The sequence below is a fragment of the Bacillus sp. FSL R5-0286 genome (genome assembly GCF_038593245.1).
In the GTDB taxonomy this organism is placed as follows: Bacteria; Bacillota; Bacilli; order Bacillales; family Bacillaceae; genus Bacillus; species Bacillus altitudinis.
In genome coordinates this window covers 1,733,274-1,746,325 of sequence record NZ_CP151977.1, presented here as the reverse complement: position 1 = coordinate 1,746,325, position 13,052 = coordinate 1,733,274, and the positions used below count along the sequence as shown (strand labels likewise).

The 13,052-nt window shown below is 35.4% G+C and carries 15 protein-coding genes and 2 pseudogenes; 4 read left to right on the top strand and 13 right to left on the bottom strand.

What is annotated here, in order from left to right; all coding sequences use genetic code 11:
* Positions 1-52: 52 nt before the first annotated feature.
* The 5 genes from NST24_RS08815 to NST24_RS08795 all read right to left on the bottom strand — a co-directional run bounded on the left by NST24_RS08815 (position 53) and on the right by NST24_RS08795 (position 4,007).
* Positions 53-1,783, bottom strand: coding sequence for a P-loop NTPase fold protein (locus NST24_RS08815; RefSeq protein WP_342462556.1), 1,731 nt, complete (start codon positions 1,781-1,783; stop codon positions 53-55).
* 59 nt (positions 1,784-1,842) lie between these two features.
* Positions 1,843-2,067, bottom strand: a complete 225-nt coding sequence (locus NST24_RS08810; RefSeq protein ID WP_056704509.1) for a hypothetical protein — start codon at positions 2,065-2,067, stop codon at positions 1,843-1,845.
* Positions 2,068-2,269: 202 nt separating this feature from the next.
* On the bottom strand, positions 2,270-2,923 hold the full coding sequence (locus NST24_RS08805) for an HIRAN domain-containing protein (RefSeq protein ID WP_342462555.1): 654 nt from the start codon (positions 2,921-2,923) through the stop codon (positions 2,270-2,272).
* Between the two features lie 542 nt (positions 2,924-3,465).
* Positions 3,466-3,648, bottom strand: coding sequence for a hypothetical protein (locus NST24_RS08800; RefSeq protein ID WP_342462554.1), 183 nt, complete (start codon positions 3,646-3,648; stop codon positions 3,466-3,468).
* A gap of 2 nt (positions 3,649-3,650) precedes the next feature.
* Positions 3,651-4,007 carry a hypothetical protein gene (locus NST24_RS08795; protein WP_342462553.1) on the bottom strand — a complete coding sequence of 119 codons (357 nt, stop codon included), beginning with the start codon at positions 4,005-4,007 and terminating at the stop codon, positions 3,651-3,653.
* Between NST24_RS08795 and NST24_RS08790 the strand changes: the two genes are divergently transcribed.
* Together NST24_RS08790 and NST24_RS08785 are read left to right on the top strand one after the other, a co-directional pair.
* The gene (locus NST24_RS08790) at positions 3,999-4,166 is read left to right on the top strand and encodes a helix-turn-helix transcriptional regulator (protein ID WP_342462552.1); all 168 of its coding nucleotides are present in this window, start codon (positions 3,999-4,001) and stop codon (positions 4,164-4,166) included. The genes NST24_RS08795 and NST24_RS08790 overlap by 9 nt on opposite strands.
* Positions 4,167-4,249: 83 nt before the next feature.
* Entirely contained in the window at positions 4,250-4,390 is a 141-nt protein-coding gene (locus NST24_RS08785; protein WP_342462551.1) for a hypothetical protein, read from the top strand.
* A gap of 159 nt (positions 4,391-4,549) precedes the next feature.
* Here the strand turns inward: NST24_RS08785 and NST24_RS08780 are convergent, their stop codons facing one another.
* A complete protein-coding gene (locus tag NST24_RS08780) occupies positions 4,550-5,158 on the bottom strand; it encodes a hypothetical protein (RefSeq protein WP_342462550.1) in 609 nt (202 codons plus the stop codon).
* A 94-nt stretch (positions 5,159-5,252) separates the two neighbouring features.
* On the opposite strand from NST24_RS08780, the gene NST24_RS08775 reads away from it, so the two are divergent.
* Both NST24_RS08775 and NST24_RS08770 read left to right on the top strand, forming a co-directional pair.
* Positions 5,253-5,423, top strand: coding sequence for a hypothetical protein (locus NST24_RS08775; RefSeq protein WP_202394277.1), 171 nt, complete (start codon positions 5,253-5,255; stop codon positions 5,421-5,423).
* A 149-nt stretch (positions 5,424-5,572) separates the two neighbouring features.
* Positions 5,573-5,782, top strand: a complete 210-nt coding sequence (locus NST24_RS08770; protein WP_115139272.1) for a hypothetical protein — start codon at positions 5,573-5,575, stop codon at positions 5,780-5,782.
* A gap of 333 nt (positions 5,783-6,115) precedes the next feature.
* Here NST24_RS08770 and NST24_RS08765 read toward each other — a convergent pair whose 3' ends face one another.
* The 7 genes and pseudogenes from NST24_RS08765 to hflX form a co-directional block, all read right to left on the bottom strand.
* Positions 6,116-7,351, bottom strand: a complete 1,236-nt coding sequence (locus NST24_RS08765) for a hypothetical protein (RefSeq protein ID WP_342462549.1) — start codon at positions 7,349-7,351, stop codon at positions 6,116-6,118.
* 160 nt (positions 7,352-7,511) lie between these two features.
* Positions 7,512-8,078: pseudogene (locus NST24_RS08760) on the bottom strand (hypothetical protein); the annotation flags it as partial.
* 70 nt (positions 8,079-8,148) lie between these two features.
* Positions 8,149-8,268: pseudogene (locus tag NST24_RS08755) on the bottom strand (hypothetical protein); the annotation flags it as partial.
* A gap of 279 nt (positions 8,269-8,547) precedes the next feature.
* A complete protein-coding gene (gene glnA / locus NST24_RS08750) occupies positions 8,548-9,882 on the bottom strand; it encodes a type I glutamate--ammonia ligase (protein ID WP_007499421.1) in 1,335 nt (444 codons plus the stop codon).
* Positions 9,883-9,942: 60 nt separating this feature from the next.
* On the bottom strand, positions 9,943-10,353 hold the full coding sequence (locus NST24_RS08745; RefSeq protein WP_216895987.1) for a MerR family transcriptional regulator: 411 nt from the start codon (positions 10,351-10,353) through the stop codon (positions 9,943-9,945).
* Positions 10,354-10,444: 91 nt separating this feature from the next.
* The gene (locus tag NST24_RS08740; RefSeq protein ID WP_178896751.1) at positions 10,445-11,725 is read right to left on the bottom strand and encodes an aminotransferase class I/II-fold pyridoxal phosphate-dependent enzyme; all 1,281 of its coding nucleotides are present in this window, start codon (positions 11,723-11,725) and stop codon (positions 10,445-10,447) included.
* An 18-nt stretch (positions 11,726-11,743) separates the two neighbouring features.
* Positions 11,744-13,006, bottom strand: a complete 1,263-nt coding sequence (gene hflX, locus NST24_RS08735; protein WP_041507246.1) for a GTPase HflX — start codon at positions 13,004-13,006, stop codon at positions 11,744-11,746.
* Positions 13,007-13,052: the final 46 nt, after the last annotated feature.

Below are 13,052 nucleotides of genomic sequence, written 5' to 3'. Positions count from 1 at the left end.
ATGAAATACTTCTTTTATTTACAAAACTAACTGTGAATATTAGTATACCTAGCTATTGAATAGTTGTAAAAACAGGTGTTTTTGCATCCCAACGAAATAAATTGATTCTGTGCTGCAACATTAAGTCTTGATATTCATTTGACCTATTCTTAACATTTCTTTGGTAGTCTTCGTAAAAGCCCTTTTTAAAATTTTCATCGATTCTCTTAATTAATTCATTACATATTAGACACCAGTCCCAATGATCCTGAGTGACCTTGCCCATCGGCAAAGGAAAAAAATAATCATTTTCTTCAATTTTTTTAATAATATTACACCACACATCAGTGTGGTAATCTCGAAGTGAATATACGGATTCGTAAAGGTGTTTAAGGTACTTCTTGGAACTGTATTTTTTTTCATTCAAACAGTCAATTATTTTATCTGTTAACTGATCATAAAACTCATAAAAAATATTTTGATTAATTAACGAAATTATTTCAGATGCTTTATTTTTTCTTGTTGAACCAAAACTTCTCAGCATTACTTCATTTACGAATACAGGCTTTTTGATATTAACATGATTCGATATATTAGGCTTGATCTTTTGAAGCAAATCTTCTTTTTGGAATACGTCTTCGACTCGAATTATATCAGCCCAATCTACAACAATATTTATCATTTGAATTACATCTTCAATATCCTCTTGGCCTTTGATATCTTTTAAAAAACACTTTGCTTTTTGAATTACATTTAAAACCTCATGCTCTGAGGACAAATGATTGACAGGCTCTTCATGCATAAAAGAATTTATAAGTTTAATTTCATTTTGAATTACTTTAATGTCATATTCTCCAGTTCGATACCAATTAATAATATGAACTAGAATACTTTTACTCATCGTATTATCTAAAGTGTTTTTTATTATGAATCCGTCAATATAATCAGCTGTATCACTTTCTGTATTTACGCTATTTCTAATATCCTCATCCAATAAAAGCTTTTTTCCATTATGCTCATCGAAATAAACTATTGTAGCAAAACACATTTTACAAACATCATCTTTTGTGAATTTATCACTGAATACGTCATTCCCCAGTTCACTTAGAACCTCTTCTATGAAAAGCTTTGTTTTCCGAAATACTCTCAGGTTCTTAAAATCTAGCAAAGAAGCAATATTTTTAATTGCAAACCATTTATCTGTTTCAAGAATGTTAAAAGGAGCGTTTTTAGAATATTTATCAATACAGTAAATACGATCAATTGATTTTTCTTTAAAATCATTAAACACCTGCATGTCAACTTCATTGAATTTATCCGAAAAAGCAACTAGCACAACTCTGATTCCTTTTATGTTCCCAAGGTGATCAATTAACCCCAAGAATTCTTTTAGTCCTAATTCGTCATTTTTTCTTTCCAAGTCATCAAATATTATTATGTATGATTGCTTCTCCTCTAATTCCGAAAACATCCTAGAATAGGTATCATTTAATAAAGGAATTGAAAGAGTGATACCCAGGTATGAAAAATCGACACCTTCAAATTTTTTAGCAGATTTACTTAAATATTCTTTAAACTTACCTTTGGCATCGTCTTGCAATGATTTGAAATATATTTCTTCAATAATATCCTTTAAACTCTTTTTCCCAAACAGAGAAACGTAGCATGAATTTTCCGAATTAGCCTCGGTGAAATCTTTAACATGCTTAGTTTTTCCAATTCCCCAGTGACCATCAAAAATTACTCTATCATAGTTCGACTGACTTAATTGATTTAGCACTTGTTCAATTTTATCTGCAATCATTTTGTCCTCCGATCAAATATTAATACGATACGTATTAATATCCTATTAAAAGAATGATTTCATTCGAAAAACTTTTGTCTCTCTTTTAATCTTCTATTCTCTTCTTCTAATTCAGCAATGTACTCTTCATACTGTTGGTTTTGCGCTTGTCTTCCACCGGTTATTTTATTGAAGATAGCATACATGTATACAAACATTACTGGTACACCCATTATTGGCCCGAATAGGATGAATACCAACCAAACTGCAAATCCACCGCCAAAAATAATCGTATTTAAATTCATCACTACACTCCTTTATCATTAGGATTATTTTATCATATGGATAATCAATACTCACCAGTTTTTTCAATTATTTCCCTTTCATATGATCTGAATTTCACATTCAGTACTCAATTCAAAAAATTTTTCGGTTGAAATGTGTAATTTTACTATCTGACATTCCAAAGAAAAAAGGAGCATCAGCTCCTGGTTTACATTTAAAACATCATTTTATTGGATTAATCACTTTGTCTACCTGTTTATCTGTCTTGATAATTACTTCACATTCAATCTTGTAATCAGTTTCACCAGTATCAACTGAACTATCGTTTCGGTTGATTTTATATTTTCCTCCATATAGCATTGCGGAAATGGGATATGATATACCTTGTTTTAAGTATTTGAATATAAAGTCTTGTCCTTCTTTATAATTCTTTCGTGGAACGTGACCCACTTTATAGCCGTTTACATAAACTTCAATGGCTTTTGCGTCATGTTCATTGTTCTCTTCAAGCTGAAATTCACATTCAGAGAAAAATTCTTTATGATGAATGAAAATGGGTTCGTCATAAGTGTTTTCTAATATTTCAGAGTTTGTCATCCCATCATATTTTTCTTCAAAATTGAAGCCGTCGTTCTTCTCTTTAGAAATTGCTTTTTTAATTTCTTTTTGATAATGAGATGTTCCAGCAACTTTGAAGGTAATGTATTCAAAAAATGCAGACTCTTCTTCATACTTTACTGAGTATGAGGTTTCACTCACAAACTTTGGATATTCACCAATTTTCAAGGGCGGATCAGCTATCTCTTCTAAAGTATTCACAGTACTTTTTGCTTCTTGTTTAAAAATCATATTCTTAATAGTATTCCATAAACTCACTTACTCACCCTCCAAAAGTTCTTCATTTAAATAGTTATTATATTATCGGCATAATTCCCATTTTGTTTACAATTTTATACTGAGTTGCGTGTTAATTTCACATATTATGTGCAAATAGGGAAGCATAGTGGTATCCTATCCTCATTTATCGCATCGGCTGAGTCACTGCCCTTTCAAGTTTAACGTGTGTTAGCGCATTCCACGACAGTCTTACCCTCAAATTTGGCATCACTAAAGACAACACCTTGATTCAGGAGCATAGACTGATTCTATTCAATTAAGTGAGGTAAACTTTACTTACCTCACAAAATCCACGACCTATGTTTAAATGAGGTCGTAATGCGATATATTGAATACAGATTAAAAATAAGTTAGAATGGGCTGGTATCATGGGATTTGTACCAACCCATCAAATTAGATAGTGCGCCAACACTTTTCTAATCAGCTAGAAATGACGATCCTGAGCAATAGGAATATTCCTGTTAAGCTCATGATTGTTACAAATAGTAACTCATCTATGAACCTTCTAAACAGCTTCCCCATTAAATTAACCCCACTACAGCTAACTCACCACGATCATAAATCTCAAGCAAATTATAATCATCATCCTCTACGCTATATTGTCCATTATTATGTACTTCAACCACCGTTCCAACCTCACCGTATAAGTTTAGTACTCTTTGACCTACAGATAGCTTCCAGTTTGGATTAATATTGTTTAACATGTTCATTTCTCCTTTGTAATTAGTTTAGTTGGATCAAGGATAATGCAATTAAATTCTATTTCTTGATTCTTCGGTTCTAATATCCTCAAATCAGTTAAGACTTCCCAAAGCGTAATTTGCTTCAATAGATGCGTAACGAACTCAGCAAGCGTTTCTAAATCTGCATACGGAACGTTTCTTCCTATATACCAGATCGTTTCCTCATCGTAGTTACCGTCGGTTCGTTGAGTGATTTCAGCTAAAACAATCTGGCCATCACACTCCCCTACTGCATAACCTTCTTTAACGATGATTGCTGAGTAAAGGTTGTTAATTTCCTGTGTGTTGAATTCCGTTTGAACGATTTTGATATGTTTCAATTAATCACCCTCATCATTCATTTTTGTGAATCATGTTTCGCTTTAGTAGCTAAACTTAATAAAAACGAATACGTTGCATTATCTGTGATCCATAAAATCTGTGAATACCTAGATTGTCCCATTCAAGAAGTTGTTGAATTTGTAAAAGAAGACTCTTAAGCAAAAGTATTGCTTTTTATTTTTTGAAATTCGTTAAACAAAACAATTGCAATGGTTATACAAATAAATTAGAGGTATGCAAAATGGACGAAAAACTATTCCAGTTGATTGAACAATTAGCTGCGGACGTATCAATCATTAAACAAGATGTGAAAGAAATTAAATCCACAGTCACCAAGCTGGAAGAAAATGAGCAGTATTATAATTGGTCAGAGGTGAATTGAATTGACCGAACGTACTTAATGAGTTGCATGAAGGCTTTGAAAATGTCTATACACACTTAGAAAAGATCGAGGCTTCTTTGACACGAATTGAATATAAAGCAAAATAAAACAAGCGAGAAATAACTCGCTTGTTTGAGAATACTTTTAAGATAATTTTCTTTAAAAACAGTTTGCGACGATACCAGTCAAGCTAAAGAAATCTAGAAGAGCGTCTTTAACATCTTTATTCAAACCTTTTGATGCATCATGTAAAGCCTTATCCATAGCTTTGTATCTTGAAAAACCACCGTATCGGTATTCATCATAGTGCTTTTTTATCTTTTTTACAGCTTTAGTTGTCCCACCGAGTGCCTTTAGAGCAGACTTTATTTTAGTAATTTTAGTGAATGAAAAAGCATTGTTTACTAATGCAATGCCAACTGCAGTAACGCAACCTGCAACATTAGAAGTTCTAATTACATTAGGGTCTTGTTCTCCAATCTTCAAAAAGCCTTCCCCTTCTCTGTAATAAATAGACACGAACAAACCTGTTTCTTTCTCAAACCATTCAGCAGTAGCTTCTATCCCCTTACCTAAAACAGCATTGGGGATTTTTTCAATTGATTTAAGGACATTCTCGGTTTGATCAAACATCTCACTGTCAGCTAAACGCTCATTTTTAGTGGGAGCTGCATCACTAGTATCAATGGCACTTGCAAAACTTGGCGCAACCATTGAAAATAAAAAGACGGACACCATTATGTAGATGTAATTTCTTAGTTTTCTCATTCTATTCCTCCTAATATATCAATATTGATATAATTTTACCATTTATGTAAAAATATTTCTATAGTACAATATGTTTCAGAAAGGGGATTTTTTTATGAAAAATAACTTATCCTTACTAGGTGCAATCGCCATTTTAATTATCACCATTGTGAACTTTGCTTCAAAAGATGAAATAATCACAGGGATAGTTGGAGGTATATTGTTTATATTCATGCTTGTTCTAAACATCGTTTCTAGAAAACGAGCAAACAATGACTCTACTTAATGGGATTGAAGTGAATACTATTAGGTAGTTGTACAAATGACCACTTACATTGATGTGTAGGTGGTTTTTAATACCATCATTTACATATAGACCTCCTCCTCTATTCTTCTTATTATTAATTTTAGAAATTCAATTAGAGGAGATTTATTGTGGTCAAAACTAATAGAGGAAATTGGAAGGAAATCTTTGAACATGCCAAGAAGAATACTACAGAAACATTAACTTTTTCAGTAAAGCCCTACTCAATAGCAATATTCCCCCAAGTTTATGGAACACTGACAGAAGAAGAATTCTATCAAGAATTAGCAAACATAATCATAAAAGAAGCACGTATGGAATCTAAATTTTACCGAGGTTAATCAACATGAGCGAACACCACGAAAACAAGCCAAAGAAGAGAAAAGAAACAATCGAGAACTATAGGATTACTACACAGGTAACACCAAAAGTAGAAAAATTCTTTAAAGAAGTTATGGCTTCAAAAGAGTTTTATGATTTCGCCTCACACCTAATGTACAAATATAAAAAATTTTAAAAATGAAAAAGAACCCCAAAATTATAGGGTTCGTTTTCTCACATTCCTGGTCTAACATCATTTAAAGAAACTTTCATATTAATCCCTCTCCTACTCTCTTCAAAATACTTCTTTTATTTAAAATATAAAAGATCAACGTCTCGCAGACCTCTCCCATTCAACTTAATGCTATAGTTATAATTACTCCTGCCAATGCAGCTACAAATGAACCAGTCGCTATATATATAACTAAATTTTCTTTTTGGATAGAGTATGCCATTTTAATATGATCAAAACACTCAGAGTAGATAACACTATACTTCCTAGTGAACTGTCCATCTTCAAAACCCAAAGGTACTTCTTGTCCATGATAATAAGAAGTCCAACCATCAATTAATTTATTGGTTTCATATTGTTCTTTAAATAATGTATTATCTTTTAATGACCGTATTTTATTAATCAACCATCTGTAATCTCTTAATGCTATTCTTTTTGAAGTATTCAAAAAATACTTATTTATCCGTCGACGTATTTCAAACCGCTCAATATTTTCAAAAAGAAAATAATAAAAATCCATGCGATATGTTGCAAATAGTTCTAATAAATTTATTGATGGATAATTCCACGAATAGTATAAATTCATTTCAAACCCTTGAGCACTTGTTAAATCAACTAAAATATAGTTACCTTGTTCAACAGCTATAGTTTGAGTTAGGAATGTGTCGATGAATTCACATTCATTCAAATACTCCTCAGGGATATTGATTAAGTTATACTGGGGCAAAGAATATGTTTTTCCTAAGTTCAAGTGAAAGATATTTGACAACTTTGCCTGTAATGTTGAGTTTCTGACCTTAGTAAATGAATTATGTATAGAATCAAATTGATTTAATTCAACATTTCTTTCAATATCATAGTAATCAAAGAACCGCTTACCAAGCAGCAAATCCTTATTATCTTTTAAAAATTCAATCCAGAGTCCATGAGTCATAATTTCTTTAAAAGAAAAATTAAATTCTACTACAACTTCATTATTATTTATTTGAGTAAATGCAATCTCTATTTTATCAACAAATAAATCGTCTTTAATAAAAACTTTTCCTATAAAGGATCTGCTTGTGTAATCGTACTGCATTGACAAATAGTTTAACTCTCTTGTCTTTCTAAAATTCATTGCAAGATCAACGTCATATTCTGTTTTGTTTAAGCTTCCAATTCTTCTGATTAACTTATTTAATTGAGAATTATCAAACAGATCATAAAATTTAATTTTACTAATAGCCGATACCTCATTAATCGTCAGGTTATTTTCCTCAAAAAATTTTATATAATCGCTATTATGTTCAATAATATTTAGAAATTTCCCTATAAACTTTTTTTGAAGTTTGCTTAATGTCCTTATTTTTGGCAACATAGCCTTTTATACCTCTTTCTAAAGAAAAGAATGATTTTATAAAAATTCCTATATCTTCATTAACTCTCGATGAAAACAAAAACTTTCAATTTCAATTATCTCTCAAAATCTTGGGAAAAACAAACAAAAAAAGGTATATAGAATACAGTCTATACACCTATTAGACCTTACCTTTCATTTGTTTTAATCCCTGGCGAATTGCTTGCAGTGCATTATTAGCCCCTTTTTCATCAGCGACCATTTTATTGATGTGCATATTCACTGAATAATTGTGGGTAACCTTCTTACTCTCTGACACTTCAAATTTTGGAACAGAAAGTTTAGGGATAGATACTGAAGAAACAACGTTATTAAACATACTGCGTATTGACTCGTAGCTCTTTGCTATCACTCCCATACTTCGATCTTCTATCTTTGTTTCTCTAAGTAGCTCAACAGCTTTAAGCATGTTAACTGAGTCTTGTTTATTGAGGACAATTTCTCCATCATCTACTACAGCTAAAGCGCCTTGTGCTGGTACTTTACCAACTGATCCACCAGTCTTAAAACGAGCGATCTTTTGTCCAGTTGTATTACCCTTAACGACAACACCGAGAGCATTTGAAGCCTCTTTAAGTTTATCAATCAAATTGTTAGAGATAGACTTGTCGATTTATTCCATGTTTGAATTAATAAACTTGGTGAACTCAGAAAGCTGTTTATTTATATCACTAATCTTACCGTTCATCAAAATAACTCAAACGGTGTCCTTTTGGCATTTAATGCTTCACATTTAATATTCATATATCTTTCAAATTAAGTGTATGTAGTTCTAAGTAATAGTTCTCAGAGAATTTATTACCATTGATTTCAACTGTTTCCGCTTTTACTTCAATTAAGTAATGAACTGTAACTTGTTCGCCTTTTTTAGCAAAAGTCTAAAGCCACGTTATCTGCTTCAAGATATATTTGTATCAACTGTTCTATCGCTTCTGTATCGAGCTTTAAACACTCTTACAATTGAGATTTTTCTTTTCGAGAATTTGATATCAAGTTGAAGTAAGTCCCATCTCTCCTGTATCTCCTGTTGCACCTGTGGCGCCGGTTAAAAAAGGTGATTATAATATACATAAGGATCCGCCTCCAACACTCGCTTATAGAAACCCCCACAAAAACAAAAACCCCCTGAAGCCAATGGCTCCAAGGGGTTTTCTTTATTAATACTGAGACATATACTGATCGCGTTCCCATGGGTGTACTTGGGTGCGGAACATATCCCATTCGATTTCTTTTGATTCGATGAAGTGCTCGAATAAGTGGTCGCCTAGTGCGTTGATCATGACTTCGTTTGACTTGAGCAGCTCAAGTGCTTCTGCAAGTGTTGCAGGTAAGTCAGCGATGCCGTTTTCAAGGCGCTCTTCTTTGTCCATGACATAGATGTTTCTGTCGATTGGCGCTGGTGCGTCTAGTTTGTTTTTGATTCCGTCTAGACCTGCTGCAAGTAATACACTTAGTGCAAGGTATGGGTTTGCAGATGGGTCTACACTGCGTACTTCTACACGTGTGCTAATGCCGCGTGATGCTGGAATACGAATCAATGGGCTGCGGTTTTGTGCACTCCATGCTACGTAGCAAGGTGCTTCATAGCCAGGTACAAGACGCTTGTAAGAGTTCACCGTTGGGTTTGTGACCGCCGTAAAGCTAGTTGCGTGCTTCACAATACCTGCGATAAAGTGTCTAGCCGTCTCGCTTAATTGTAAGTCTGCTTTCTCATCAAAGAATGCATTTTTACCATTTTTAAATAATGATAGGTTACAGTGCATACCAGATCCGTTTACACCGAACAATGGTTTTGGCATGAATGTCGCATGAAGACCGTGCTTTCTAGCGATTGTTTTCACAACAAGCTTGAACGTTTGAATGTCATCACAAGAACGGATGGCGCCTGCATATTTGAAATCAATTTCATGCTGACCAGGTGCTACTTCGTGGTGAGAAGCTTCAATTTCAAAGCCCATTTCTTCAAGCTCAAGCACGATGTCACGGCGGCAGTTTTCACCTAAATCTGTTGGTGCAAGGTCAAAATATCCACCTTTATCGTTTAGTTCGAGCGTTGGCTCGCCTTTTTCGTCTAATTTAAATAAGAAGAATTCTGGCTCAGGTCCAAGGTTGAAATCACTAAATCCTAGTTCTTCCATTTCCTTTAAGATACGCTTTAAGTTGTTACGAGGGTCTCCATCAAATGGTGTTCCGTCTGGCTTATAAATGTCACAAATAAAGCGTGCAACTTTACCTTTTTCTGCTGTCCAAGGGAAAATAACAAACGTGTTTAGATCTGGATATAGGTACATATCTGATTCTTCGATACGTACAAACCCTTCAATAGATGAACCATCAAACATACATTTGTTATCGAGAGCTTTTTCTAACTGGCTCACAGGAATCTCAACATTTTTAATTGTTCCGAGAATGTCTGTAAATTGCAGACGGATGTACTTTACGTTTTCCTCATTTACTAATTTTACGATATCTTCTCTTGTGTACTTTGCCATTTCGTAAAACTCCTCCCCTACAAAAGGTAAAATGTGTATAGCAATGCTTTTGCTAATTGGTTAACGGAAGAACCTTGACATATCCCCCTGCCTAAAGGTCGTTCCTTGTTGGAAACGTCCAGCCTGAATGAGTTCCTTCTTCAGTAGCTTCCTGAGTTCATCATCTGTCAAGTTGTGCTTCGCTGTGGTTTTCTCCTCTGTCTTTGTTTCAGACGATGGATTTTCTGCCTCAGCTTTGGCAAAAAGTTTTTTGATTCCTGCCATGTTTACACCTTGTTCGATGAGGTTTTTGATTTCTAGTAATTTATCAACATCATGGAAAGAAAATAATCGGCGATTCCCTTCACTTCTAGCTGGAAATACTAAACCATTTTCCTCATAATAGCGAATTTGTCTTGCAGATAATTCTGTTAGCTGCATGACAATCCCAATTGGGAATAAAGGCATTGAGCGGCGAATGTTATCACTCATCTCAACTGTCTCCTCCTCTTTGCTTAAATTTATTATATGTCATGTTATATTATGTGTCAACGAAATGTTAGGAATATTAACATGGATTTTTTTATCGAGCAGGCACTTCAATAAAACCTTGCTCTAATAAGGCGTCTACAGCACTGCAAATGGCATTTTTCACATGGGCATACGTGAGACCGCCCTGAACATAGGCTGTGTAAGGCGGTCTAATCGGACCATCAGCTGATAATTCAATGCTGGCTCCTTGGACAAATGTGCCCGCTGCCATAATAACATCGTCCTCGTATCCCGGCATATAGCTTGCATGCGGTGTGACATGACTGTTAATCGGTGATGCATATTGAATCGCCTGACAAAATGCAATCATTTTTTTAGGGTCTCCAAATTCTACAGATTGAATCAAGTCGGTTCTTTTCGCATTCCACGACGGGTTTGTTTGGAACCCGAGTTTTTCAAGAAAACGCGCTGTAAACACGGCGCCTTTTAAACTTTGTGCAACAACATGCGGTGCTAAGAAAAATCCTTGATACATTTCCTGAAGCGCATACAGCGATGCACCCGCTTCACTGCCGATGCCTGGAGATGTCATTCGATAAGAGCAAGCCTCTACCCATTTTTCTTTTCCGACGATGTAGCCGCCCGTTTTGGCAAGGCCGCCGCCTGGGTTTTTAATGAGAGAACCTGCCATAAGGTCCGCGCCAACATGACACGGCTCTTGTAATTCAGTAAATTCACCATAACAGTTGTCAACAAAAACAATGATGTCCTCATTGATGTCTTTCACAAATGAAATCATTTGTTCAATTTCTTCTATTGTAAAGGATGGTCTTGACGCATAGCCTTTAGAACGCTGAATCCCGATGACTTTTGTTTTTTTGGAAATAGATTCTTTGACTTTGTCGAAATCGACAGATCCATCTTGACGCAAATCAATGGCTTTGTAATCGATCTGAAAATCTTTCAATGAGCCTGTCCCTTCTTTGCCGCGAATCCCGACAATCTCTTCTAGGGTATCGTAAGGTTTCCCCGTCATGTAGATCAATTCATCACCAGGTCTTAGCACACCAAATAAGGCGATGGAAATGGCATGTGTTCCAGAAATGATCTGCGGGCGTACAAGAGCGCTTTCCCCTCCAAATACATCCGCATAGATCTTTTCTAACGTGTCTCTTCCCATATCATCGTATCCATAACCAGTTGTCGGGTTAAAATGAGAGTCACTGACTTTATGTTTCCGGTAGCTTTCAAGAACCCGCCACTCATTTTGTTCGCTCTTTCGATCAATTTGCTGATGTATTTGTGAAATGTCTTGTTCTGCTTCTGCTGCTATTTTTTCTAAAATGGTGCCATGTTTTAAAGTGTGAAACATCGTGATTTAATTCCTTTCCTACAACATATACTTCTTGATTTGTCCTAATATGGTTTGCTCCTCACCACTAAATCCAGTGATGTCATAAAGCTCTGCTTCCTTTTGAAATTCCAGTGATTCCACCAAGGTTTCTGACTTTAAGGCAGATATGAGTTTCCCTTCATATGCCGGAATCCTTACATGATATGGCTTTAAAAAATCTTTTTTCAGTTCAGCCATGATATCCGCTTTTAACCGCTTCACATCTTCCTCGCGCCTAGCACTGATTAAAATGTGGCGCTGCTTTGAGGAAGGGATAAAATCCGGCCGGATTTGGTCTTTTTTGTTATAGACAGTCAGCATCGGAATACGGTCAGCTTCTAATTCTTCTAAAAGCTTATGAACCGTTCGTTCATGCCCTTCATAATCCTCATTCGAAGAATCGATCACATGAAGCAAATAGTCTGCTTCTTTTACTTCTTCAAGAGTGGAACGAAATGCTGCAATCAGTGTGGTTGGAAGGTCTTGAATAAAACCAACTGTATCGGAAATCAGTACACTGTAGCCAGATTCAAGTGTCATTTTACGCGTCATTGGATCAAGTGTGGCAAACAGCAAATCTTCTTCATGGCTATCCGCTTCTGTTAACTGGTTAAACAATGTTGATTTCCCGGCATTTGTGTACCCGACAATAGCGATTTGGAATACGCCATTTTTCTTCCGTCGTTCCCGGTATCTCGTGCGATGTTCTTTGACTGCAGACAGTTGTCCGTGAATTTCGTGTATGCGGTTTCGAATATGACGTCTGTCTGTTTCAAGTTTTGTTTCACCTGGACCTCTTGCGCCAATTCCGCCGCCTTGTCTTGAAAGGCTGATCCCTTGTCCACTCAGTCTCGGCAAGGCATACTGAAGCTGGGCAAGCTCTATTTGCAGCTTCCCCTCTCTTGTACGGGCTCTTTTGGCAAAGATGTCTAGAATCAATTGCGTACGGTCAATAATTTTCACATCTAAGGCAGTCGCCAAAGCTTTTAACTGGCTAGGCGAAAGCTCGTCGTTAAAAATAATAACGTCACAGTCTAACTCGTCGGAAAGCACTTCAAGCTCTTCCACTTTCCCTTTCCCGATGTAAGTCGCGCTGTCTTGTCTATTTCTTTTTTGCGTCATGATGCTGACAGCTTCACCGCCAGCTGTTTTGGTTAAGGAAGCTAATTCTTCCATAGAATATTGAAAGCGTTCATCCGTTATATGCGGCAGTTGACAGCCGACAAGGATCGCTTTTTCGATCATTTCATGTTCATTCAACGTCAGTTGTTTCCTTTCTGTACTTAAGTTTCAGTAGTACCATCAT